Source organism: Fibrisoma limi BUZ 3 (assembly GCF_000296815.2).
GTDB classification, from domain to species: domain Bacteria; phylum Bacteroidota; class Bacteroidia; order Cytophagales; family Spirosomataceae; genus Fibrisoma; species Fibrisoma limi.
The window spans coordinates 840,225-864,299 of sequence record NZ_CAIT01000006.1 but is presented as its reverse complement, the minus strand read 5'-3'; the positions used below and the strand labels follow the sequence as shown (position 1 = coordinate 864,299).

Annotated in this window: 19 protein-coding genes; 4 read left to right on the top strand and 15 right to left on the bottom strand. The window is 54.9% G+C overall.

Features of this window, described 5'->3' with window-relative positions; all coding sequences use genetic code 11:
* The first annotated feature begins 27 nt into the window (after positions 1 to 27).
* The 4 genes from BN8_RS11540 (at position 28) to BN8_RS11525 (ending at position 3,325) form a co-directional block, all read left to right on the top strand.
* Positions 28 to 816, top strand: a complete 789-nt coding sequence (locus BN8_RS11540; protein ID WP_040005748.1) for an SDR family oxidoreductase — start codon at positions 28 to 30, stop codon at positions 814 to 816.
* Positions 817 to 880: 64 nt separating this feature from the next.
* Entirely contained in the window at positions 881 to 1,204 is a 324-nt protein-coding gene (locus BN8_RS11535; protein ID WP_040006001.1) for a nuclear transport factor 2 family protein, read from the top strand.
* 99 nt (positions 1,205 to 1,303) lie between these two features.
* Positions 1,304 to 2,233 (top strand): hypothetical protein, encoded by a 930-nt coding sequence (locus BN8_RS11530; RefSeq protein WP_009282048.1) that lies wholly within the window; start codon positions 1,304 to 1,306, stop codon positions 2,231 to 2,233.
* A gap of 192 nt (positions 2,234 to 2,425) precedes the next feature.
* A complete protein-coding gene (locus tag BN8_RS11525; RefSeq protein WP_009282047.1) occupies positions 2,426 to 3,325 on the top strand; it encodes an alpha/beta fold hydrolase in 900 nt (299 codons plus the stop codon).
* Between the two features lie 343 nt (positions 3,326 to 3,668).
* Here BN8_RS11525 and BN8_RS11520 read toward each other — a convergent pair whose 3' ends face one another.
* The 15 genes from BN8_RS11520 to BN8_RS11450 all read right to left on the bottom strand — a co-directional run bounded on the left by BN8_RS11520 (position 3,669) and on the right by BN8_RS11450 (position 24,070).
* Positions 3,669 to 4,556 (bottom strand): dienelactone hydrolase family protein, encoded by an 888-nt coding sequence (locus tag BN8_RS11520; protein ID WP_009282046.1) that lies wholly within the window; start codon positions 4,554 to 4,556, stop codon positions 3,669 to 3,671.
* Between the two features lie 147 nt (positions 4,557 to 4,703).
* A complete protein-coding gene (locus BN8_RS11515) occupies positions 4,704 to 6,356 on the bottom strand; it encodes a carboxylesterase/lipase family protein (RefSeq protein ID WP_009282045.1) in 1,653 nt (550 codons plus the stop codon).
* A gap of 377 nt (positions 6,357 to 6,733) precedes the next feature.
* Positions 6,734 to 7,747 (bottom strand): zinc-dependent alcohol dehydrogenase, encoded by a 1,014-nt coding sequence (locus BN8_RS11510; protein WP_009282044.1) that lies wholly within the window; start codon positions 7,745 to 7,747, stop codon positions 6,734 to 6,736.
* 12 nt (positions 7,748 to 7,759) lie between these two features.
* Positions 7,760 to 8,161, bottom strand: a complete 402-nt coding sequence (locus tag BN8_RS11505; protein WP_009282043.1) for a VOC family protein — start codon at positions 8,159 to 8,161, stop codon at positions 7,760 to 7,762.
* Complete coding sequence (locus BN8_RS11500) at positions 8,158 to 8,940, bottom strand: sialate O-acetylesterase (protein WP_009282042.1); 783 nt, start codon at positions 8,938 to 8,940, stop codon at positions 8,158 to 8,160. Before BN8_RS11500 ends, BN8_RS11505 begins: the two co-directional genes overlap by 4 nt.
* Before the next feature lie 5 nt (positions 8,941 to 8,945).
* A complete protein-coding gene (locus tag BN8_RS11495; protein ID WP_009282041.1) occupies positions 8,946 to 11,072 on the bottom strand; it encodes a heparinase II/III domain-containing protein in 2,127 nt (708 codons plus the stop codon).
* On the bottom strand, positions 11,072 to 11,761 hold the full coding sequence (locus BN8_RS11490; RefSeq protein WP_009282040.1) for an RraA family protein: 690 nt from the start codon (positions 11,759 to 11,761) through the stop codon (positions 11,072 to 11,074). The genes BN8_RS11495 and BN8_RS11490 overlap by 1 nt, the downstream gene beginning before the upstream one ends.
* The gene (locus tag BN8_RS11485; protein WP_009282039.1) at positions 11,758 to 12,474 is read right to left on the bottom strand and encodes an SDR family oxidoreductase; all 717 of its coding nucleotides are present in this window, start codon (positions 12,472 to 12,474) and stop codon (positions 11,758 to 11,760) included. The genes BN8_RS11490 and BN8_RS11485 overlap by 4 nt, the downstream gene beginning before the upstream one ends.
* A 179-nt stretch (positions 12,475 to 12,653) precedes the next feature.
* Positions 12,654 to 14,363, bottom strand: coding sequence for a sodium:solute symporter family protein (locus BN8_RS11480; protein WP_009282038.1), 1,710 nt, complete (start codon positions 14,361 to 14,363; stop codon positions 12,654 to 12,656).
* Positions 14,364 to 14,425: 62 nt separating this feature from the next.
* Entirely contained in the window at positions 14,426 to 16,642 is a 2,217-nt protein-coding gene (locus BN8_RS11475; protein WP_040005746.1) for a glycosyl hydrolase 115 family protein, read from the bottom strand.
* Positions 16,639 to 18,147 (bottom strand): GH39 family glycosyl hydrolase, encoded by a 1,509-nt coding sequence (locus BN8_RS11470; protein WP_009282036.1) that lies wholly within the window; start codon positions 18,145 to 18,147, stop codon positions 16,639 to 16,641. Before BN8_RS11470 ends, BN8_RS11475 begins: the two co-directional genes overlap by 4 nt.
* A gap of 3 nt (positions 18,148 to 18,150) precedes the next feature.
* Positions 18,151 to 19,623: a GH39 family glycosyl hydrolase gene (locus tag BN8_RS11465; protein WP_009282035.1), complete on the bottom strand. Its 1,473-nt coding sequence runs from the start codon at positions 19,621 to 19,623 to the stop codon at positions 18,151 to 18,153.
* Positions 19,624 to 19,671: 48 nt separating this feature from the next.
* Positions 19,672 to 21,090 carry a GH39 family glycosyl hydrolase gene (locus tag BN8_RS11460; protein WP_009282034.1) on the bottom strand — a complete coding sequence of 473 codons (1,419 nt, stop codon included), beginning with the start codon at positions 21,088 to 21,090 and terminating at the stop codon, positions 19,672 to 19,674.
* 14 nt (positions 21,091 to 21,104) lie between these two features.
* Entirely contained in the window at positions 21,105 to 22,418 is a 1,314-nt protein-coding gene (locus BN8_RS11455; protein ID WP_009282033.1) for a TolB-like translocation protein, read from the bottom strand.
* Between the two features lie 179 nt (positions 22,419 to 22,597).
* Positions 22,598 to 24,070 carry a RagB/SusD family nutrient uptake outer membrane protein gene (locus BN8_RS11450; protein WP_009282031.1) on the bottom strand — a complete coding sequence of 491 codons (1,473 nt, stop codon included), beginning with the start codon at positions 24,068 to 24,070 and terminating at the stop codon, positions 22,598 to 22,600.
* Positions 24,071 to 24,075 lie beyond the last annotated feature (5 nt).

Sequence of the window (24,075 nt, the reverse complement as noted above, 5' to 3'; positions counted from 1 at the left end):
ATTTGTCCTAAACAAATCAACAGCGTAATGGACTTTAATTTTGAAAACGAACTGGCGGGAAAAATTGCACTGGTTACCGGCGGCAGTAAAGGTACGGGTAAAGCAATTGTCGATCGCTTTTTGAAAGCGGGTGCAACGGTGATCATCACCGCAAGAAACAAGCCCGAAAACGAGAACAAGGATACATACTTTATAGCAGCCGACCTGAGCAAATCAGAAGGAACGCAGAAAGTAGTTGATGAAGTACTCGAAAAATTCGGCTACCTCGACATTCTGGTCAATAACATGGGCGGCTCAGAAACGCCCGGTGGTGGTTTTGCCGTGCTGTCCGATCAGGATTGGGAATCCTCTATTCAGACGAATCTATTAGCGCCCGTGCGGCTGGACCGCGGCTTTTTGCCGGGTATGATTAAGCGCGGTAAAGGGGTGATTGTCCATATCGCGTCCATCCAGGCGAAGTTGCCCCTGTACGACTCTACCCTGCCCTATGCGGCAGCAAAAGCCGGTCTTCTCAATTATAGTAAAAGCCTATCCAACGAAGTTGCCCCGAAGGGTGTGCGAGTACTCACTGTTTCGCCAGGTTGGATCAGGACGAAAAATGTCGAACGATTCTTGGAAAGGATCGGCCAGAGTTCAAATATTTCTATTGAGGAAGCTCAACAAAGTGTTATGGATGCTTTGGGTGGAATACCCTTCGGAAGACCTGCCGAACCAGAAGAAGTAGCCGAGCTCGTTGGCTTCCTGGTGTCGCCCCGGGCGGCTTACCTCACCGGCACCAACTACGTAATTGACGGCGGCACGATACCTACCGTATAGACCAGCCGACGATCAAGCTGTTGATGCAACCAAACTCATGTCGATCATCATAAACTATAGAACCATGACACTCCCTGACAACATAGAAGGCCTGATTCAGGCACAAAACGAACAGGACAGCACTAGATTTTCGCAATACTTTACAGCCAACGCCACCGTTTCCGACGAAGGGGCGTCCTACTCGGGCAGAGCCGAAATTGAGCAGTGGATACAGCAGGCGACTGAAAAGTACCAAATGCAGACCAAACCAATTGATTATCAGCAATCGGACACATCGGCGGTGCTGACTGTGGAAGTAACCGGCACCTTCCCAGGAAGCCCAATCGTTTTGCACTATCACCTTGGGTTAGAGGATACGCTGATCCGCTCGTTAAAAATCACCGGGTAAACGCTTAGAGTAGATGTTCACAGGATGCTCCGTAAATCCGCATAGCTTATTACAGATCATCCTGTGAAATCAATACACGCTAACGTAGTAGCCATAGACATGATCAAAAAATTAGGGGGTTCATTTACCATTTCAGCTTTGGCAATGCTGTTGCTTTCAACTTGTACGCTGGGGCAACAGTCAAACTCCAGGCACCAGCTCGACCTGTCTCAACGGATACGAACAGCACCTGAAAGCGTCTTCAAGATGTTCAGCGAGGCCGGTATGAAGCCTGTGAACCACGAGTTAACGCAAGCTCAAAAAGAAAAAGTGAGCAAGGCTTTTAACCTGTTGCCTCCGTTACATCAGCGCATTTTGACGCAGCATCTGCAAAGCATCAGCTTCATGGATAATATGCCCAACACGGCATTGACTTCGTTACTCGATTCTGGTGACGGGCCAAAAAAATTCAATATCACTTTTCGGGCGGGTTTGCTGGATGAGACCATCTCAGAATGGGCATCCTGGAAAGAAAACAGTTGCTTCAAGCGGACAACTGATTCCAGCTATGCCGTGCGTGTCGAAGGGGGCAGCCTGGATGCAATCCTTTACGTCTTGCTGCATGAAGCTACGCATGTCGTCGATGCCGTGAGGAACATTACCCCACATGCTTCAGGAAGCCGCGCAGTCATTGCACCCACCCCGTTCACCAAAGGTGTTTGGCGCACGATGAACGTGCCTGATGACAGATACATTGATTCATTGCTGGAACAGACCCGTTTCCGAAGCGGTCAGCCCATGCCGATCAGCCTGGCCCCGGACGTGTATCGGAAGCTTGCGCAAACCCCGTTTCCCTCGTTGTATGGAATGGCAGCCTGGTCTGAGGATATTGCTGAGCTTGCCACGATCTACCACCTCACCGCTAAGCTGAATCAGCCTTTTCATGTGGTTGTCAGTAAAGACAACGTTGAGGTGACCCGATTTGAGCCAATGAAGAACGGGCTTGTTCAACAACGATTGAAGCAACTACGCTTTTTCTACACATCCTAAAAACTCCTTCTTCTTTTTCTTCACAACAGCCGTAAGCGGCCAGTAGTATCTGCGTACGGCTACCAACGGAGTATTGCTGAAGAGTGGACAAGATTGCTTTGCCCACCCTGTTGGAGGTTTGCTATGTCAAATTCAACCGTAATCAGCTAATAAGTAACAGATTACCACTTGAAGTCTAAACAGATTATTCACATGAAAACAATTGCACTAATTATCGGACTTATGCTAACCGTCAGTCAATTTCTAATCGCGCAAACGCGCAAGCCAGCCTCTGCCGGCCGGGATGAGTACATCGAAGTAGAAAAAAACGTTAAGCTGCACATCGTGGACCTCGGCGAAGGTCAGCCGGTGGTGCTCATTCACGGATGGCCTCTGAACAACGCGATGTATGAGTATCAATATCAGTACCTGGTCGATAAAGGATTCAGGGTCATCGGTATTTCCCTGCGCGGTTTTGGTAAGTCGGACCGGCCCTACGGGAAATACGATTTCGACACGTTCTCTGACGACATCAAAGTGGTGTTGGAAAAGCTGAAAATCGAGAAGGCTGTCCTCGGGGGCTTTTCAATGGGTACCGCCGTAACGATGCACTACGTGATCAAATACAATGGAGCGCACATCAGCAAGCTTGCGTTATTTGGCTCATCGGGTCCGTCGTGGAAAAAACGGGACGGCTATCCGTACGGCATCTCCGACCAGGATGCAGCCGCGCTGATTCAGCAGACCAAGACCAACCGGCAGCAATTGGTGGCGGGTTTTGGAAAGGGTTTTGCCGGGCAGGAAGGCGGACTCTCCCCCGAATCGCTCAGATGGCTTGAAAGCATCAATCTGGATGCATCGCCCTACGCCACCACACAAGCGATCACCGCCTTGCGCGACCTTGACCTGCGGCCACAACTGGCGAAAATCAACATGCCCGTGGCCATCTTTCATGGCGTCAACGACAAATTATGCGATTTTGCTCAGGCGGAACAACTGCTCAAAGGCATCAAGGGGTCTTACCTGGTAAAATTTGAAAAAAGCGGGCACGCCTTGTTCCTGGAGGAAATGGACAAGTTCAACGCTGAGCTTGAGAAATTTGCAAGGTCATGAGCGCCTGGCCGTATCGGTGAAGTGATTGGTAGTGTCGAAGGTACTGCCAACACTACTTCAGAATGGAGAAATATTGGCCCTTCACATACGTATTTCAGGAGATGTAACGCGCTGTCTACTGATTACATTAGTCTTTACTAACCCATAAAAGCCGCCCTGGAAGGGGCGGCTTTTATGGGTTAAGTGGTTTTTCAGCACACTTTAGCAGGGGCGTCAAAACCCAGATCTTTACCTGGGTAAATAGCCGACCATTTGTTGGGTGTAAACTAAACCAACAAGTTACTACTCACGCATCAATAATAGAATCTGGTATGGTTGAGAGGCAGCAAAAAGTCTCTAACTGCTACGCCAGCTTTTCCTTAAAGAAATCGATGGTTCGTTTCCAGGCCAATTCGGCGGCTGCCTTGTCATACCGCGGGGTGGTGTCATTATGAAAGCCGTGATTAGCGTTGGGATACATGTGAGCCGTGTATTCCTTGTTATTGGCTTTCAGGGCGGCTTCATAGGCCGGCCAGCCCTCATTCACCCGCGTGTCGAGGGCTGCGTAATGCAACAGCAGCGGGGCTTTGATGGCAGGAACGTCCTGAGCCGTCGGCTGACCGCCATAAAACGGTACAGAAGCTGCCAGATTGGGAATACGTACCGCCATCATATTGGCAATCCACCCGCCAAAGCAAAACCCAACGACTCCTATGTTGCCGTTGCAGTCTTTGTTGCTTTTCAGATAATCAAAAGCCGCGACAAAATCCTGTAGCATCTCGTCGCGGTTTCGTTTGCTTTGCAGTTCGCGGCCAGCGTCATCATTGCCCGGATAGCCTCCCAGCGGGCTTAGGGCATCGGGCGCAATGGAAATAAAACCGGCCAGAGCGGCCCGTCTGCCTACGTCTTCAATGTGGGGATTCAACCCTCGGTTTTCATGAACCACGATGATTCCGCCCAACGGTTTTTTCGCATCGGCCGGCTTCGACAGCAGGGCTTTGATGGAGCCGCCCCCCTTGGGAGACTGGTACGTAACATAATCCGACTTCAGGCGAGGATCGTCCACCTTGATCTGCATACCACCCTTGTAGTCGGGCATGAGAAAACTCATCAGAGAAGCTACCGTAATGCCGCCCACGGCGTAGGCCGACAGCTTTTGGGTAAACTCACGCCGGTCGATACGGTTGTGGGCGTAGTCATCATAGAGGTCAAACACTTCCTGTTTGAGGTCTTCTTTTTTTATTGGGTTCATGGGCGTCCGCAGTACGTATTAGGTTGAAGATAGTGAGTTTAATGAGCCGATTGAAACGAAGGTAAATGCCAAACCCCGGACCACTACTGAAGGAGGTTGATTCAATCGCTTACCAGTAGCATCCGGGGGACTGTAACGGCGCAGTAACTAAGCCAGCGTTTTCCGGGCTTCCCGGTCCGGATCATTGACCAGCATGGGGGCGTCGTCCAGAACCATAGTCTCGCCGTTCTGACTGGAATACGGTTTCCAGGTTGGTAAACCCCCGCCGTTTGGATTACCGGTTCTGGCGAAGTTTATAAACGACTTGGCCATTTTTTCAGACAGCGCCCGGGGACGTTTGCCACCGCCCGTGTGCGTCAGCATCAAGTCGGTGTTGTAGAACCAGAAACAGATATCGTCGCAGTGAAAAGCCCGCATCCGGCCATCGAACAGGGGCGGCTGCCAGCCAAACCACGCTACGTAAACGGGGGCTTTTTGCTGCGCGGCTTTTGCGTCGGCGGCAGCAATGGCGTTCTTTCGGTTGGAAACGACCAGCGACCAGATTTCGATTGGACGGGCCTTCGGGAAATTCTTCGCGTACGCATCCACGATTTCGTCCGCTTTATCGCCAAACCGTGGTTTAACTTTCTCTTTTACTTCAGCGAGCGTGATGGTTTCCAGCGCTGCATCCGTCCGACTCGGGCTCTGCTCATGGAAGGTTGAGCAGATCAGCAGCGGAATGTCGGCCGAGAAGTGGTTGGCATCGCTGAAGAAAGGTCCTTCGCTCAGCGCAACCCCGTCGGCTACGGGCGAAAAGCCGCCCCGCTGGATACTCATCCGTCTGGCTTCGGCGGTCATCTTCTCAACGGCCCGGTTGGCGATGTCGATGTACTGCCGCCAGGGTATCTGCTGGAGTTTGTCCACTTCGCCGGGTTTCAGGCCCGCTTCTTCCAGCACGGTCATTCCCAGTTTTTCGGCGTACTCCTTGTTGGCGCCAGCCAGGGAGGTGCCACTCAACGCTACTGCCTTGTGAAACAACCCCTTCGCCGACGGCATATTCATCAACGTAGTCACCTTAGCCCCGCCACCCGACTGGCCAATGATCGTCACGTTGTTCGGGTCGCCACCGAAATTAGCAATGTTGTTTTTGACCCATTCCAGCGCGGCTACCATGTCCAGGTTCCCGACGTTGCCCGACGCAGCATGGCCCCCGGCAGCTTTCAGATCGGTATAACCCAGCGGGCCGAGTCGGTGGTTGAGCGAACAGAATACCAGATTTCCCAGACGCGCCAGATTTTCGCCGTGGTAGCCATCCTGTTCGATGCCGTTGCCGTTGGTAAAGCCTCCGCCGTGCAGCCAGACCACAACGGGGCGTTTCTGGGTGTCCAGGGCGGGCGTCCAGACGTTCAGCTTCAGACAGTCTTCCGATACGTCATCGTAATTCCAGTGGTCGACAAACGAGGCATATGCGTTGGCGTACCGTTTCTCCATGATCTGCGGAGCCGAGTTACCCCACCAAAGCGCGGGTCGAACGTCGGTCCAGGGGGTGGGTTTTTGCGGGGGCATGAACCGATTCTTGCCCGACGTATCGGCACCGTAGGGAATGCCCAAAAACTGGTGAATTCCCCGGAGGATGAATCCCCGGACTTTCCCGTGTTCGGTATTGGCGATGGCAATGGTGTCGCCTACGAATAGAATCTGATCATCACCGGCGGATTTGGCCACCTTAGGCGGTTGCGCGGCCGTTGATTCGTGCGCAATGCCCATGCCGGCTACGCCAACGCCCAGTGATTGTAAAAAATTACGTCTCGTTGGTTTCATTCCTGCAATATGGTTAAGGTTGGAAAGAAAAATCTTTTATGTATTATCACTAAACCCGTGAGTACATTGATAAAGCCATGTCAGTACGGTTTTTACTAATTCGGCCTAACGGGCTACATCCCCGATAACCAAGATAAAAAGTCTCGAAGCGAGTTGGTCGGGGGCCTGCTTCAGCCGTGCCTGGTTGAACTGTCTGGTAGGCCTGCTGGACCCAAGCCAGAGAGTTGCCGGCGAACGTCCTAATTGACGGATAGTAAGTACATTCATGTCGCTGCGATAAAACAAAAGATGCCAGGGGCTCCCCTGGCATTTCTCAACCATTTTTTCAGAAAAAAACTTTTTATCGATAGCTATCGAGTCGTATCTGGAAAGAAGATTCAGTCGATCTGAAGTAAATATTTCATCCCGGCCGGATTGTTGTCAATCGTTTCAAAAACCTGCTGTACGTGTTCCAACGGCGACACCTGCGTAATCAGGCTTTCCAGCGGTAGTTCGCCCGATGCGGCCAACCGAATCGCTTCATCGAAATCCTCCGGTTCGTAAACCCGCGCGCCAATCAGCTTGATTTCCCGCCAGAAGAAACGGAATAGGTCAACTGATTTCGGCTCGCTGTGAATCGCGACCATGACGATGCGACCACGGGCGCGGGGCAACTGTGTCATGGCCGTAACACCGGCCTGAACACCCGATACTTCAAAAACCACGTCAGCCATCGCTCCGTTGGTAAATGCTTCTACCGCAGCCACCAGCTCCTGTTCTTTGGGATTTACGGTTGACAAACCGAGCGATTCGGCCAGCCGTAACCGCGCCGGATTGACTTCGGAAATGAGTACGTTGGCCCCAACCTGTCGGGCCACAAGTGCAATCAGTACGCCGATCGGGCCTCCACCAATAACCACTGCGTTTTCGCCCGCTTTCAACTCGCCCAGCCGCACATCATGGCAAGCTACAGCCAGCGGCTCGATCATCGCCCCCAACGTCAACGGCAGGTTCTCGGGTAGTCGATGCAACGTATAGGCAGGTACGTTCCAGTAGGCCTGCATACCGCCCGGGGTATCGATACCAATAAATTTCAGGTTCTTGCCGATATGGCGTTGATCGTTGTCGGAGGGGTCTTCAAGGCCGGGCTGTAGGGGTCGTACGGCTACGCGGTCGCCGACCTGCCAGCCGGATACGCCTTCGCCAACGGCGTCGATTTCACCCGAAACTTCGTGGCCGACGACTTGCGGAATGCGAACCCGCTTGTCCATGCTGCCGTGATAAATATGCACGTCGGTGCCGCATACGCCACAATACGCGACCTTCAGGCGTACTTCGCCCGGTTGTGGGGGTAGGGTAGTAGCGGGTTGTATGTCAAAACGGCGATTGCCGGTGTAATAAGCTGCTTGCATTGGGGTAATAGTTTAAGGATTCGTAATCGGAAGCGGGCGTTCCAGAACTTGGAGCATGTTGCCGTCCGGATCGAAGAAGTTGCGGACCAGGCCACCGCCAATGGCGTTCGTTAGCTCACCACCCCAGGTAACCCCGTGTTGATCGAGCCAGGCAATGGCCTGTTCAATATTCGACACGCGCAGCGCCAGATGCGACCAGCCGGGTGTCCAGGTCGTGCGTACTGGTCGGGCGGTGTCGTCTTTGGGCATGATTTCCAGCAATGTATCATCGGGTGCCACAAGCATCCAGACGGGTTTCTCGTGTCGGAACCACTTTTTATACCCTAGTACGGTACAGTACCAATCGGCCAGCTTCTCCACATCATCGGCGGCTACGGCGGGGTGGTCGACACCCCAGAAAAGCGTTTCATTCATTGTTTGGTCACCAGTTTTTTCTGAATAAATACGTCGGCATACCGCACGCCCAGCGTTCGGGCAGACGGGGTATCAAAATGGGTGGAATCGCCTTTGTGCGTCAGCCCTTCCGATACGACGCAATACGTGTCAGGTACCCGACCGGGCATCTGTTGCAGCGTTGCGTTGATCACTCCTGCGTCCGGGTTTCGCCTGACAATAAAATCGCCCAGCGTCCCGACGACAAATGGTACATTCGGGGCATTCAACTCCCGACGTAGCCGCTGGATCAGTTCGGCCAGCTTAGCGCCGTAGGCCGGCGCTTTTTCGGGTTGCGAATCGCTTTCACCCTGGTGCCACAGAATACCGGCCAGTTCACCGTTACCCAACGCTTTCTTCGCCCGACGTAGCGCATCGTCGTAGGGATACGACTTTGTTGGTTCGTAGTACGCGCCCGGCTGCCAGACATCGATACCTGATCCACCGACGGCGCAGGGAATCAGGCCTATGTTTTCGTTTGGAAACGCTTCGGCCAGCCGCCTGCCGAACGCAAACCCTGGCCCAACCCCCACCACCGCGGGCTTATCGAAGTGCATCGGTTCGCGGGCAGGCACCCAAGTATCCTCTTTTGTGAACATCCAGACCCGGTCGACGGGCTGCTGATCCTGCGCTTCGGGGAGCCCCCGACCCGCCATATTGGACTGCCCGATGAGCAGAAACAACCGTAAGCGGGTTGGTGCATCCTGCTTCAGGGATGTACTCAACACAAGAGCAAGCAGGGCAAGCAGCTTAATTTTCATGGCGATTATTTTACCACAAAACCAGACGAGCCTTCGGTTATACTGACCTGGTTGTTGGCATTTGTCACCTGTACCCGTATGGCAGCGTCAAACGAACCTGTCAGTTGAATACGTTGCGACTGTTTCTCTACAGTTATCTGCTCATCGTCTTGTGTAATGCGCCACTCATCGAGTTCGGCTACGTCGTCGGCAATCAGGACGTGAAGCCGGGATACGTTGGTAGACGCCTGGTTGTCGGTATGCCGGAACAACAGGCCACTACCGGGCAGCCCTTCGCCCAACTGAGCCGGTTCGGGATGGTAGGCATCGTGAACGTAGGCATAAACGGGGCCGGATAAGGCGGCTGGTCCAACCTGGCATAACCGCAGACCGCTCTGGTGGCGATTGAGTACCAGCTCACCGCCATTCGTACGAATGACCGATTGCCCATCGCGGTTGTTGAGCAACCAGTTCCAAACGGTTCGGACGGGTTCAGTTGCCCGAATACGGTCGATCACGAACGTAACGTGCGGACCCACCTGCAACCAGCAGCGGGTAAACTCCTGGATCGGTGCCCCATAGGAAGCGGCCACCTCCGACACCACCCACGATACATCACCGACCCGCTGGCAGTGCAACAGACGACCTCCACGTTCAACGGGTGGCCCCACGTGGCCATCGGTACGGATCAATCGCCGGGAGAGGACATTTCGTTGTTCGAGCAGCTTGATTTTAGCCAAATCCTCCTGCAAGCCAAGCGAATCCTGTTCGACCAGAAAAGTGCAGGTATTGTGCGTCTGCGTGCTGCTTTCAAGACCATGAATCAGGTTTCTGTAGCAACTGTGGCCCGGATCGACCAGCAGCCGTTCCCGATTGTGAACCAGCATAAAGCTGTTTAAATCGCCCTGTAGGTGGCCGGGCGCATAAACACCGTCGTTGTTGCCGCCCTGAACGGCCAGTACCGATCGACCCCGCCAGGCATCCCGAACGAACGCATTACCGTTGGAAAATGAGGTTGTCAGGGGCAGATCAGCCGCTGCGGGCGATACTGATTGACCAGCTTTTGTCAGCAGCGGCAGGGTCAGGAAACCCCAGTCGTTGCGCATGCCGAAGCTCGCCAGGTCGTGTGGCCCCTGCGTTGGGCCTGGCTCGTAATACTCCTGAAATAACCAGCGGGCCAGGCCAGCCTGCAGCGGGTCGTCGTAGCGAACCGCAATGTGCAGCAGCAAATCGCCCGAAGGCCGGAACAGGGCCGCCGAATCGTTGAAGTTTACGGCCCGCGCCCGTGGCTCATCGCTCCCGGAATGGATATTCCATGCTTGCATCGGTTTGCGATACAACATGCTCTGCGCCATCCAGTTCATACCCCGGCTGTACGCGCTGACGTCAAGCTGAGTGGCCTGCACTGGATACTTACGCACCAGTGATTCATACGCCAGCATCAGGGCGTTAGCCAGATAGTTGCCGTACTGCAACGATTCGCCGTAGCTACCATCCGGCTGAAACGCCTGGGCCATGCGGGCCAATTCCGGCGTAAATTCATCCAGCAGATTGTCATCCGGATCGCCGGCCGCCGGATCGCCGGCCGCCGGATCGCCGGCCGCACCCAACGCAGCCGACGCCACCAGCGCGCCCGACGCCATGATACCCCGCCAGTTAGCCAAATGGCTGTTCTTCTGAAGCCACCGCCGACACAGCACTATGCCTTTCTTGTAGAGCATCTCCCGAACTTCGGCCTGCTCGGCATCCGTGAATACGTCACCCGCCAGGTCCAGTACGGCCGCGACACCCCAGCAGACGTGGGCTGTCTCCAGATGGCCCGTCAACGGTTCGGCATGGCTGCGAAACCACGGCCCTACCCAATCGCCAACCGGCCGACGAGCAATGGTCAGCGTGGTGCTACGTAGCCAGGCCGCCAGTTCCTCGGTCGGCTCCAGGGCATGCTGCATGGCCGCGTCGGAGAGGTATTCGGCGCAGGGGTACCACCAACCAAGCGAAAGGCTCTCAGCCTGCAAGCCGGGCACCGTCAGACGACTCGTCACCCGCTGCCTGAGCGCCTGACGAAACCGTTTGATGACCGGGTCCTGGCTGGTCAGGATGGCGTCTCTCTCGTCGCCAGATAGAAACAACCTGAGCGTTGCAATGGCTTCCATCAGAAATAACCGCCGTTTTTGACTACTTCAGTCGGGCGCATACCGCTTTCGACCATTTCTTTAATGCCTACTTCCTTGTGAATAATCTTTTCGGCCGCGACCAGCACATCGTACGCAATAGCGTGCGGGATAGCGATGACACCGTCAATGTCGCCGAAAATCCAGTCGCCGGGCTGAATGATCACCTCACCGATCTGCACCGGTTTCTGGTAGTAATACATCCGGAAACGGCCCAGCATACCGGTGCTCGTTTTGTACTTGTAGAACACTGGAAAGCCCTGATCCAGAATGGCCTTTGTGTCCCGGATGCCGTTGATCAACGCACCCCGACAACCGGCTTTAATAGCCGCCATGGTCATCACTTCGCCCCATTGTGAGGTAACCGTATCGCCCGTGCAGTCCCAGACTACGACTGAATCTTTGTGCAGATCCTCCAGCATCTGCGCCCGCATTTCGAACTCACCGTCGGTGGTGATGTCGGGCGCACCTTTGACGGTGAAGGCCATGCCGGCCATCTTCATCTCCTCGCGTAATGGGGCGTAGCAGGCCGGTAAACTGGTAGCGTGCAGTTTATACGTAAACCGCAGAACGTCGTTAACTGCCCCCGTGTAAAGCTGTAAATACCGTTCGCGCATCTCTGAAACGGGTATCGGGAAAGGCGATGTGTGGTGTGTGCCGTTGGATTTCATTGCGCCAAAAATTTCATGTTGTCAAAATTGATTTCGCGGATCAGGACATAATCCGGCTGATTGAGTACAAACGTGATGACGTTCGCTACGTCCTCTACTTTCAGGAATTTCTCCCGTGGCACCTTGCGGTCGCCCCAATAGTTGCTGTCGGTCGGACCGGGGTTAACGTCGGTGACCTTAATACCTTCTTTAATCACCTGGTCGGCCAGGCCGCTGCTCAGTCCCCGTGCGCCAAACTTCGAAGCCGCATAAACCGGCGCATTGGGGTTTGTACGTTGCCCGGCCATAGAAATAACCGTAATGATGTGGCCCTGTTTTTTGAGTTTCATCACCCTGAGTGCTTCCCGGTTACAGAGAAACACGCCCCGCATGTTCACGTTGACCATCTGCTCGTAGGTCGCCAGATCGGTTTGCGAAAGGTCGGTGGTCAGTACGCCCATGCCCGCGTTGTTGATCAGTACATCGACGGTGCCGAAGGCGTCCAGACAAGCCGCAAACCCGGCCTGAACGTCGGCTTCTGCGCTCACGTCGCCAGTATACGAACGCAGGTTTTCATGCTGAACGTTATCAGTTAAACGGTGGGTACGGCTAAAATCAAATACGTTAGCACCCTGATCAAGGAGTTGCAGCGCGGTCGCTTTTCCAATGCCGCCCGACGCGCCGGTGATGAAAATGGTTCGGCCGGCGATCCGGTTGTTTTCGAGGTTATTCATATTTGTTCAGGTTGGCCGCCGAAGCGGTGTTATATTTCAGCCCCGTTAGGGGAAATGGTCCGCCGTGCGGCCGGTGATGGTACTACTGGTTTGTTTAATTTGGCCCCCATTAAGGGCGATCAGTTAATAGATAACTATTTTGCCGTATCAGAATGGTCGGCACGGTCGCTCCGGCGGAGTTAGGTGCTTTTGCGGGCATCTTCTGCTACTAGCAGGTCATCCCTACGGGATTTTGTTCTGTTCGTTTCGCGCGTCCAGTACCACAGAATGCCCGATAATATCAGGCAGATGACCCCGGCACCGAACGCAAACTTGCCGCTGGTTTCGCCCAAAGATGGCCCGCTCATGGTCATGAACAAGCCCCCCGTTACGGACAGGGCAACCGCATAGAGCCGGTTCATCGAACGCATGAAAATCGGGTCTTCTTTCGGCTTTTCGGCTTCAGTTAAGGGTGTGGATAGACGGCGGAAAAAGGCTTCGACGCGCAGCCGGTATAGGGCATCCTTTGATTCGATGAGTCCCGACAGGAGGAAGACGGCCACGCAGGTTAAAATCTCGATGAGGGTCGCCATCTCCCAGGAAATCGACGGGGTGGCATTGAGAAGCAGGCCAATAATCATTCCGGCCAACACTGTAGCGAGAGCCCCCCAGGGCTGCGGACGCTTCAATACGATACCCAGCACCAGTGGCAGCGTCATCGGAATGGCAAACAGACCCGTGAACAGCTTGTTGGCTTCAAAAGCACCCCCAAAACCTCCGACAAACAGCGCACCTACCGTAATCAGTCCACCGAGCAGCAAGGTCATCATCCGCCCGACCCAGAGTGTCTCTTTGTCCGTTGCGTTGGGGTTGAATAGCCGCTGGTAGATGTCGCGGGTCAGAACCCCCGCCGTTACGTTGTATTCACCACTGAGCACCGACATTGTAGCCGCGAACATGGCCGCGACCATCAGGCCCATGATGCCTTCGGGCAGGAGCTTCAGGCACACGCTGACGTAGGCCATTTCGGGGTTCTCCAGGCCAGGGATAATGGCGCGGGCGGCAATCGACGGGAACAGAAAAACGATCGGGAAAAAGAAGAAAAACACCGCCGTCAGCAGGCCCTGCTTCTGGCTGGCGCGTTCATCGCGGACGCTATAGAACCGCTGAATGAATGTCCAGTTGCCGCTGTATTTAACCAGAATCATGAGGTAATACACCGACAGGTAAAGCGGGGCACCCTTGGGGCCGTTGAAGGGGTCGAAGTGCTGGGGAATCGTCTCCATCATCTTCGGTAACCCCCCGGCGGCCTGCATCGTCAGCGGCACCAGAATCAACGTAGCAACCATCAGGATAATGAACTGCACCACGTCCGTAACGACTACGGCCCATAGTCCACCGGCAATGGTATACAGCGCTACAATGATGCCACAGCCCAGAATCGCCTGCTCCAGACTCAGGTTAGCGGCCGTTTTGACAAACAGGCCGAGGGCGTAGAGCCGCACCATATTGTCCAGAATCTTGAAGAAGACCCCCGCCCACGCAAACACCTGCCGGACGGGTGCGTTGAAGCGCGTTTCGAGGAATTCCATCGGCGTCATGATTCCCGCCCGTCGCCATCGTTTGGCGAAAATGGCCACCCCAACCAGCGCGGGCAGCACCGTACTCCAGATGAGCGTCAGGGCCACGAAGCCGTGCTGGTACGCAATGCCGGCGTAAGCAACGAACATGAACGTACTGAACTTGGTCATGAAGTTGGAGATCGCGCCCGATACCCACGGGATGGCGTTGCCACCCTTGAAGTAGTCACCAATGTTCTTGATGAACTTCCCCAGAAAGAGGCCAATTCCCGCCATCAGCCCCATGTAAATGGCGATTGCCCAGTAGTCTAAGGTTTGGAGTGTTTGCATAGGATCAATGAATGAATGGGCGACAGAGCGAATGAGTGATTGAGCGAACAAGCAGGCGTATGTCAGCCGCTCTTTCGCTTATTCACCGCCCGGCTGCCCGGTCTTTCGCTCAATGCCTTGTTTCGGATGGTTTCGGTAACTCGTCGGCACTCTTCCAGATTCATCTTTTTATCGCCCTGGTACCAGTTTTGCCATTTGCCGGTGGCGATTCGGTGCTGGCCCTTCTGCATCTGGTCGAAGGCTGCAACGGCGTGTTGCAGGTTCGTTTCGACATCGGATAGCCGGTTAGCGTTGGCAGCAATCCGTGCTTGCAGAACGCCTTCGAGCCAAGTTTCGAGCCCCAGAATCAGGTCGAGGTTAGCCAGTAAGTTGGTTTCCATAAATCGACGTTCGCTTACGGGGAGTTGTGGCAACACCAATTGGGCGAGCGAGTCGGCGCGGAGGTGAGCGGTTTTCTGAGCCTGCACCCGTTTCAGCAGCGTTTGAGTATCCAGATTCTCACTGCCCATATCGGCCAGCGCCGATTTAATCCAGCGGCTCTCCTCAGTTTCTACCTTTTGTTGCTTCAGATGAACCGCATACCCCGCCGAATCGGTCAGTTGCAGGCGTAACTCCCGCAGTTGGCCCAGTGCAATACTACGCAGTTGACCATCCATCAGAATGGGCGTCTGGGTGCGGCTATTCAGGGCAAAACCGTCAAAATACGTTTGGTAGGCCTGCTGTACCTGCGCTGCCGACGCGCCGTAACGCGCTGTGAACCAGTTGCGCTCGAAAACATCGATCCGAAAGTTGCTGAAGCCCGTGAGCATCCTGGCTGTAGCATCGGCACCCAGCACAAATTCACGAAGGTTCGAGATGTTGGCGATGGCATAAGCGGTATCGCCTTTTTCATAGACTTCTCGTAAGACTTTATACGTCTGGGCGGGTGGAACAATCTGGGTTAGATGCGGCCCGGAGCCCCACAACTGATGGTGGTAATAGACGCCATACGAATGTCCCGGTTGTCGGGGTGTGTCGCGAAAATCGGCCTGCATGCGCCAGCCGGGGCTGTTATCAGAGAAAACAACCGTAACGCCTTCGGGAATCTTCAGGTGGCCCGCTTTGTTGAGCACCGAGCCTTCGGCCCAGAGCGTGGTGGTGATCGGTGGATTCGGGCGTTTGTCTACCTGTCGGATAAGCTGCATCTGGGTTTGCATAGCCTCCGAGATGAGTCGACCCCGGTCGGCGTCGGTTTGCGGAATACCGGGGTCGGCCAGCCACATGGGCCGGTCGGCAATACCGCGCAGACCAATCTGCCAGATGACATTGGGGTACTTCGCCCATTCGGTAGCATACACGCGCCAGACCTCTTCGAGTTGCGGTCGGCTGCTGAAATAGGAAAACAGGGGAACGTCGTTGCCTCCTTTGCCATTCAGCGGCAAGCCTGCTTTTTCGCGCCAGTAATTGAAGAATGTAAAGGCGCTGACGCCCATCGGTTCAACATGGTGCATGGAGACAAACACCCCACGCCGGGCGGCTTCCTGCACCAGGGCGGCCTCTGCCGGATTACGGATGTCGATGAAACTGGCCGGGATAATCAGGTTCTGCCGGAGCCGGACAAGGCTTTCGACCACATGCCGCAGGGTTTGCGGAGCTACCACCTGACCATAAAAAGGATAGTCGATGTTACGTTTGCCGCCTGCCGCCGGTTCGCCGGGTCGCTGCCACTCGGTCAGCAGGTCTTCGTCGTTGATAAACCAGCCCCGGAACCGAAACGTCGGCGTTGACTGGGTAATAGATACGGTATCCCAACTTAATGCGGTACGTTTGGCCGGTTCGCGGTCAGACCAGAAGTAGAGCGGGTCGACGCCGAGGTACTGTTCTATGAAATGATACACCGCAAACATTGTCCCGCGTTCGTCGCTACCCGCCAGCACCAGATTGCTGCCCACCGACTGCACCCGGTAGTTCTCCCATTTTCCGGTCAATTGGCGACTTTCGGGGAGGTGTTGAGTAACTACCGAAGACCGGCCTACTGTGCCGATGATGACGGCGTTCTGGTACGACCTGCCGGGCGTTGAAGCAGTAACTCGTATTTGCTGATCCGTAATTTTTTGTACGTCGCCGATTAAATCTTGCACGGCCAGCCGCACGCATTCCGGCTCGCCAGACCCCACTACAACCGTCGCCGTTTGCCGCGCCCCCACCAGCACAAACGGCGATGGCTTCTGACACCAGCCCTCCGCTCCGCCCAATAGCAACAGGCTGATTAGTAGATAATATGTGACCGGGTTCTTCATTTGCTCGTTGGAATAATCGATGCGTCGGCTATCAGAATGGGCGCATCGTAAACCGGTATGTTTTTGAATGTGTAGGTCGTGCCGGTTTTCGACCAGTCGGTGGCGGGAATGTCGTACACGCGGCCGGTGATGATGTCGACGTACACCGGTTTGTCGAAGTTGCCGTTCAGGAACGTGACCGTGACTGGTTTCGTCTGATTCGATTCGGCCGGTATGCATTCATTCATCCAGATGGAATAAACCTGCTTCTTTGATTGCTTGTGCTCATAGCCGTACACGGCCAGGCTCCGGTCGGTGCTCTTGTTGTATTTCACTTCGCCCGGAGCCGTTGGTGCCTTAACGTTATGCGTCGGTTTCAGCGACTTAATCCGTTTCAGCGAATTGTCGAATACCGAGGCCACGTGTTGCATCGCGTAGTAGGCCATCTTGGGGCGAATAGCTCGTTTGGTTGAGTCTGACTCAATGATTCCCTTGACGTTCAGTTTCGTGATGGGGCTACCAGCCGACGCGTAGTTCATGTCGATAATACCCAGAATACTACACTCGATGTCGTGGCCCAGGTCGCCGAGCATGCGCCGGGTGTTCCATTTCGCCTGGGTTAACTCCGACCAGTTATAATCGCCGAGAGCGCCCCGCCCGAAGCCGCCAAACGAAGGGCTGCCGTTTTCGCCTTGCCGCAGTTTTACGTTCGGCGCATACTTGTCGAGGACCTGCCGGAGTTCGGCCACGTGCCCGTAGTTGGCGTCGGGGTTGTAGAAATAGTCGTGATACGTCATGTTGTCGAACAGACCCATCTTATCTTTCTGGTGCAGAATTTTGAAGAACGCGTCGGCGTAGTCGAGGTCAATATGGCCCATCGACAGGCCCGAAATTTTGGCTTCCGGCTGAATGCGTTTGATGATGTCGGCGGTACGGATATTCAAATCCGCCACCATCTCGGGTGTGTTGATGGTGTTATCGCCAAAGTTGGGTTCGTTCCAGACCTCCCACTCCTTAACCTTGTCCTTATAGCGTTTCACCAGGGCTTCGACCCAACGATCCCAGGCTTTCAGGGCTTCCGGCGACGTCGGTAATCCTGCACTCAGGTTAATGCCCCCGCCACCGGGATAGACTGGATTGCCGTAGGAAGTCTCCAGCCAGGGCTGCAAACCACGCTGAACGGCATCGTTGATAATCCGGTCGAGCCAGGCCCAGTCGTACTGTCCCTGCACTTTCTCCGTTTTTGCCCAACCCGCCTGTAATCGGATGCGCTTGATGCCCAGCGGAGCCAGGTAGGTTTTGTACTGCTCGTAGTCGGCCATGTCCCGGTCGAGGGTTTCGCAGCCAATCAGCCAGTTCGACGATTCAATGTCGGTCACACTGCGGGGCTTTATGGCACCGAGTTGCGGAAGATCGATCTTGATGTCGGTCGTTGCCGGATGATCTGCCGATTGTGCCCGCGCGCTTATTCCCGACAACAGCAGGAGCAGCCCAAAAACCGTTCGATATGTCAGTTGCTGTTTCATTCTTTACTTTTCACTCATTGTCAAAATCGACGCGTCGGCAATCAGCGCCGGCGAATCATACACCGGAACATTCCTGAACGAGTACGTTGTGCCAGTCTTGCTCCAGCCGTTTTTTGGTATATCGTACACCTTACCCGTCATCAGATCGACCCAGACGGGCTTGTCGAAATTACCGTTTTCGATCGTGATGTCGATGGGTGTGGTCTGGAACAGGTTATTTGGTGTTTTGCCGTCCAGCCAGACCGTAACGAGCTGTTTCTTTCCTGCTTTATGCTGATACCCGAAGATGGATACGGATTCTTTCGCTGTCGTGGTAGCCCTGAAATTTGGAACGAGTTCAAGCCGGTTGTCGAAAACGGATGCCAGGTTTTGCACCGCGTAGTAGGCCACTTTCGGCCGGATGACGGTTTTGTCCAGGTCAGATTGAATCAGACCTTTCATGTTCAGCACTGGTGGGTCGCCACCGTATCGGATGTCGATGATGGTGAACACCGACGTTTCAATGTCGCGGCCCAGATCGCCCAATAGCCGACGCAGGTCGTATTTGGCCTGGCTGTATTCCGTCCAGTAGTATTTGTCCAATGCGTAGCTCGGGATGTACCCCGATGGCGCACCGTTCTCGCCCTGCCGAAGCAGCAATTTCGGAGAGTATTTAGCCAGTGTTCGTTTAAACGCGGCCACACCTCTGTACGATTGCTCGGGGCGGAAGGCGTAACTGTGGTACGACACCCAAGTGAATAAATCCAGCTTATTGCGTTCAGCCAATACCTTCAGCGCGCGGTCGAGGTACACCGTGTCGGTGTGGCTAGCCAGGGCCAGGGCCGCAATTTTGGCGTCGGGCTGAATACGTTTGATGATATCGGCAGTCCGAATGTTCAACTCGGCGGTGGTTTCGGCGGTGATTTTCTGCATGGGATGATCCGGCTCGTTCCAGATTTCCCACTCGGTCACGCGGTCTTTGTAGCGCGTTACGAGGGCTTCAACCCAGCGGTCATAGGCGGCATAGCCTTCGGGCGAGGTCATCAGGCTATTCAGCAGGCCCGTCCGGCCTCCGCCTTCGTAAATCGGATTGCCGTACGAGGTTTCCAGCCAGGGTTCGAGACCATTGGCGACGGCAAAATTGATGATGTTGTCGAGCCATGCCCAGTCGTATTGGCCTCTTACTTTTTCGCACTTGGCCCAACCCGCCTGTAGCCGAATCTTCTTGACACCCAGCGGTGGCAGGTACGCTTTGTACGCATTGAAATCGGTGAAATCCCGGTCGAGGGTTTCGCAACCGACCGTAATCCGCGACGATTCAATATCCTTCGTTGAACGAGGTTTCAGCGTTCCGATCGGCTTCAGGTTTATGGATAAAGGCGTTTTAACGCGGTCGTCGCTGGTGTCGATAAACTGCGCATTTATCTGGCTCGACCAGAGACAGACACAGGCAAGCGCAAAGCGTAATCGAAGACCGTTTTTCGGTAAGTTGTTCATGCGGATTATGGGGAACCTCAACCCGGTTTATGCGTAGTCAAAAGGGTATTACAGCACAGCCGCCAGCGCGGCTTTGTCAGCGATCAGCACCGGATAGTCAGGTACCGGAACGGCCGTAAACGTTACCTGCTTACCCGTCTTGCTCCACTGCTCTTTTGGAATGTCATACACCTTGCCCGTAATCAGATCCACAAATACCGGCTGTTTAAACTGGCCTTCCACCGTTATCGTCGTGGGTTTGGGTGTGTATTCGTCGGCGGGCCGCGCTTCTTTGCTCCAGATCGTAATCAGACTGCCGCCGTTCTTTTTGTGGCGGTAGGCAAAGGCATTGACCGTTTCCTGATTCACCGTTGGCTTGACCTGCTGTAGTGTTTCAATAGTCTCGTCGAATAGGGAGAATACGTGCTGGGCTGCCTGATACGCCAGTTTTGGCCGTTCAATGGTCTTATCCGGTTTTGTTTTCAGCAAGCCCTTCGTGTTCACACCAACCATGTGATCACCGGCCGCGTAGTGAATGTCGGAGATCGTAAACAGGTTGGTGGCAATGCCGCGGCCGTGGTCGCCGAGCATCCGGCGCAGGTCCCATTTGGCCTGGGTCAGTTCACTCCAGTCGTACTGCCGCAGCGCGCCGATGGTCTGGGCGCTGGGCGTAGAAGGAGCGCCATTCTCACCCTGCATAAACACAATCTTTGGGCGGCCGGCGCTCCGGTTGTAGGACCAGACGAGCTTTCGCATCTCCTCAATCTTCGGGTAAGAATCGTCAGGGTTTGGACTGTAGCCGTGATACGTCAGAATATCCACCAGATCGAGCGCGTTTTCCCGTTTCAATACCTCAAAGAAATCGCGCAGCCAGTCGAGCTTCGTGACGCTCGCCATACCAAGAGCGATGAGCCGGGCGTCGGGCTGAATGCTTTTCACAAGGCGGGCCGTACGGATGTAAAACACGCCCAGCTCACTGCCCGTGTTGAGGGGATTACCGTCGGGTTCGTTCCAGATTTCCCACTCCGGCACCTGCCCTTTGTAGCGGGTGACCATCGCCCGTACCCAGTTGTCCCAGGCGGTCAGCCCTTCGGCCGAGGTGGGAATACGGCCCATCAGCTTAGCTTCGCCACCGCCTTCGTAGATAGGGTTGCCGTACGACAGCTCCACCCAGGGGGCCACCCCACGCGAAGCCGCATCCGGAATAACCGCGTCGAGCCATTTGAAATCATACTCCCCTTTCACTTTCTCGCACTTGGCCCAGCCACCCTGCAACCGGATGCGTTTGGCACCCAGCGGGCCGAGGTAGGTTTTGTACGATTGATAGTCAGTGTAGTCGCGATCGAGGGTTTCGCCCCCGATACTCCAGGTGGATGATTTGATGTCCTTAGCGTCGCGGGTTTTCAGCTTGCCCACCTCTTTCCAGTTGGGAGTAACTACGGGATTTGCGATCAGTACGGCTCCGAGTAGGGTTAGCAAATAATTCATGGCTCGTTAAATGGTTATTTCCCGGTTGAGTTAGTCTTGTTTGTGTCGTCAAGCTGTCTTTTCAGGTCGGCCAGAAATACGCTTCGGGTGCCGTCAACGAAGCCGTTAAAGACCACGTAGCGGCCGGAATGATCCCAGGCCGGATGGGCATCAATCCGAAATTCGCCCTGCGCTTTCGACAGAAAAATTTTTGCAATGGCCTGCTCCGTGCCGGTCGACAGATTCAGCAGCCGGATAGGGACAGTGCCATCATTGGCCGTTACGCCCTCGTTCGGGTAAGCGTCGGTGACGATGTAGGGTAGGCCCTTCGGTTGCAGGGACGGATGCCCCGAACCGGGGTGGAAAACCGTCTTCATATCCGTCCCGTCGTACCGGACGGTAATGAGTTCCAGGCCGGGCCTGTTATCCACTTCCAGGTTCATCGACAGGTGTTCGCCATCGGGTGTCCAGTTAACGTGGTGGCCACCTTTCGCCCATTGGTCGGGCGTAATGGCCGTGTGCAGATCCGAACCGTCGGGCCGCATGGTAATGACTGAACGACGGCGCGGCCCTCCGGTAACCGGTGCCCATTGAACGGTCGTCAGCAGCCGGGTACCCTGCGGGTTCCACTTCACCTGGAAGCAGTAGTACTCAAAATCCTGTGGGTTTGCAATGGCGATGCTCGGTACCGACTTTTCATAGATCTCCCGAATGCTTACGATACGCTTGGTTTTACCAGTACGCGTGTCGGTAATATCGATGCCATCGGTGGAAACCGGGCCGATGTTCTTCGGCGTCAGAGAGTCCGGAATGACCACACCGTAGCCAACCTGCGCCCGGCGCGAACTGATCAGGTTATACGAAGCCAGTTTTTTGCCATCCGCCGACGCCATGAAAACAGTGCCCTCTAGCCGTCGTGATTGGCCCGTAAGCGGATTGACCTGTACGGCAAAGGCTTTCCAGGTAGCAGTGTCTACATCGTTGAAGTATAATTCCGCATCGGAACCACCCCACTGCACATTGGCACCCAACTGCATCTCCCAGCCCCGCGACTGCGCTACAACGCGTTCTTTGCCAGTTTGTAGGTCGACCAGCACCACCTCACCGACCTCGCCCGGCTTAGGCCGTCGTGTCTCCTGCGGCAAGCGGAACAGGGCCACGTACCGCCCCGACGGACTAACCGGCGACGTATCGAAAAACCGATGAATGACCCGGCCCGAGCTGATCTTCACCACCGGCACCAGCGTATTGGTTGTGTACGGGGTAAAAGCCGCTATCGGAGCTTGTTGCGCCAACAAACTCGCGATACCCAGCCACCCAGCCAGCACAAATGACACCGTGTTACTCATAACGATCAACTAATCAGGTTTTAGGGCTCTCCGTTACGCTTTCTCATAAAGAGTTTGAAAAAAGGCCGCCAGGAATCTCACTGAACCGGTGGCCCGGCGGGCTTTAACACTAACGGTACGGGTCACGGCGGGGAACGGCATCGGCCGCCCGTCGCGCCCCGCTACGAAGAAAAAACAATCTAATAGCCCTGGTTCTGCGTCAGGGTTCTGTTCAAATCAATCTCACGTTGGGGGATGGGGAAGAAGCGGTGAAAGGCTTGTACCTTAAGGCCCTTGCTCGTCAGAACGGGTAGGTAGCGGTCGGTGCGGACGAGGTCGAACCAGCGGTGGTTTTCAAACGCCAGTTCAACGCGACGCTCCTGCTCCAGTGCCAGTCGCATATCGGCCTGACTCAAGCCGGTTTTGTCGGCCAGCCCGGCCCGCTTCCGAATCTGGTTCAGGAAAGGAAGGGCTTCGGTTGTTTTTCCCTGTTCGTTGAGCGCTTCGGCGTACATCAGCAGCACATCAGCGTAGCGCAGAATCGGGAAATCCACGTCGGAGTCGGCGTTCAGTGCGCCCTGCTGGCGGAACTTAACTACGTACGCATCGTTCACGTCGCGGCCTTGTGCGTTTTTGTAGCTCGTCAGCAGCGAGGCATCCTTGCGCAGATCCCCCGCTTCGTAGGCTTTCACCAGGTCAGCCGTTGGTCGGTTGAAGCCGCCACCACCACCGCCACCGGTGCCGAGCAGGGCTGAGCCCGCGTTGAACGGTGCCCAGTTCGACCACATATCCGAACCCTGACCAGCCTGCCCCGAGTACGTTGGCTGACCGATCAGACCGGATACATACTGTACCGCGAAAATCACTTCCCGGTTGGCGGCAAACGATGTTGTGGGGCTAAACACGGCTGCGTAGCTCGGCATCAGGTCATGCGCCTTAGAGTCGATTACTTCCTTCAGCTTGGCGGCTGCGTTGTCGTACTGTTTTAAAGTCAGATAAACTTTCCCGAGCAGCGTTTTTGCCGCCCAGCGGGATGCCCGACCAGCCTCCGCGTTAGCAATAGACGTCGGTAGTTTCTCTTCCGCAACCTTCAGGTCATTGACGATCAGTTCGTTTACCTGAGCGGCCGGGCTGCGGGTCAGTGTATTGGCTCCGTACGGCGAACCGATTTCAGAAGTAACCAACTGCACATCGCCAAAGAGCCGAACCAGGTTAAAGTAGAACATAGCCCGCATAAACCGGGCTTCGCCTTCGATGCGGTCTTTGCTGGCCTGTGGAATATCCACTTGCGGTAGTCGGTCCAGGATAGCGTTGGTACGGGCAATGCCCTGATAATGACCTGTCCAGGCTGTATTGACAGTCGAATTAGTGATGGTTATCAGGTAATCGTCAATCTCAAAAAGGGGGGATGAGATAGCCGTTCGTGTTACACCCAGATCTGTGTTATCGGAGATAATTTCCGACATGGCAAACAAAGCTCCACTGCCCGTACCATATAGGCCGGGATGTTTCAGGGTGGCATAAACACCCACGACAGCGTTGTTGAAATCGGCGGCCGTTTTGTAAAAATTTACCTCGCTGCGTTCGGTAACGGGTACCTGCTCCAGAAAGGAGTCTTCACACGCAGTCGTGAAGATGGTAAGCAGGACCAGAGGGATATAACGGATTTTCATTGCTT

What these genes read in the sequence shown, in the direction of transcription:
- BN8_RS11485 (WP_009282039.1), bottom strand. Translation starts at nt 12,474, where the DNA reads ATGAATAACCTCGAAAACAACCGGATCGCCGGCCGAACCATTTTCATC.
- BN8_RS11475 (WP_040005746.1), bottom strand. Translation starts at nt 16,642, where the DNA reads ATGAAGAACCCGGTCACATATTATCTACTAATCAGCCTGTTGCTATTG.
- BN8_RS11520 (WP_009282046.1), bottom strand. Translation starts at nt 4,556, where the DNA reads ATGAACCCAATAAAAAAAGAAGACCTCAAACAGGAAGTGTTTGACCTC.
- BN8_RS11455 (WP_009282033.1), bottom strand. Translation starts at nt 22,418, where the DNA reads ATGAGTAACACGGTGTCATTTGTGCTGGCTGGGTGGCTGGGTATCGCG.
- BN8_RS11530 (WP_009282048.1), top strand. Translation starts at nt 1,304, where the DNA reads ATGATCAAAAAATTAGGGGGTTCATTTACCATTTCAGCTTTGGCAATG.
- BN8_RS11515 (WP_009282045.1), bottom strand. Translation starts at nt 6,356, where the DNA reads ATGAAACCAACGAGACGTAATTTTTTACAATCACTGGGCGTTGGCGTA.
- BN8_RS11490 (WP_009282040.1), bottom strand. Translation starts at nt 11,761, where the DNA reads ATGAAATCCAACGGCACACACCACACATCGCCTTTCCCGATACCCGTT.
- BN8_RS11470 (WP_009282036.1), bottom strand. Translation starts at nt 18,147, where the DNA reads ATGAAACAGCAACTGACATATCGAACGGTTTTTGGGCTGCTCCTGCTG.
- BN8_RS11480 (WP_009282038.1), bottom strand. Translation starts at nt 14,363, where the DNA reads ATGCAAACACTCCAAACCTTAGACTACTGGGCAATCGCCATTTACATG.
- BN8_RS11505 (WP_009282043.1), bottom strand. Translation starts at nt 8,161, where the DNA reads ATGAATGAAACGCTTTTCTGGGGTGTCGACCACCCCGCCGTAGCCGCC.
- BN8_RS11465 (WP_009282035.1), bottom strand. Translation starts at nt 19,623, where the DNA reads ATGAACAACTTACCGAAAAACGGTCTTCGATTACGCTTTGCGCTTGCC.
- BN8_RS11450 (WP_009282031.1), bottom strand. Translation starts at nt 24,070, where the DNA reads ATGAAAATCCGTTATATCCCTCTGGTCCTGCTTACCATCTTCACGACT.
- BN8_RS11525 (WP_009282047.1), top strand. Translation starts at nt 2,426, where the DNA reads ATGAAAACAATTGCACTAATTATCGGACTTATGCTAACCGTCAGTCAA.
- BN8_RS11495 (WP_009282041.1), bottom strand. Translation starts at nt 11,072, where the DNA reads ATGGAAGCCATTGCAACGCTCAGGTTGTTTCTATCTGGCGACGAGAGA.
- BN8_RS11540 (WP_040005748.1), top strand. Translation starts at nt 28, where the DNA reads ATGGACTTTAATTTTGAAAACGAACTGGCGGGAAAAATTGCACTGGTT.
- BN8_RS11510 (WP_009282044.1), bottom strand. Translation starts at nt 7,747, where the DNA reads ATGCAAGCAGCTTATTACACCGGCAATCGCCGTTTTGACATACAACCC.
- BN8_RS11535 (WP_040006001.1), top strand. Translation starts at nt 881, where the DNA reads ATGACACTCCCTGACAACATAGAAGGCCTGATTCAGGCACAAAACGAA.
- BN8_RS11500 (WP_009282042.1), bottom strand. Translation starts at nt 8,940, where the DNA reads ATGAAAATTAAGCTGCTTGCCCTGCTTGCTCTTGTGTTGAGTACATCC.
- BN8_RS11460 (WP_009282034.1), bottom strand. Translation starts at nt 21,090, where the DNA reads ATGAATTATTTGCTAACCCTACTCGGAGCCGTACTGATCGCAAATCCC.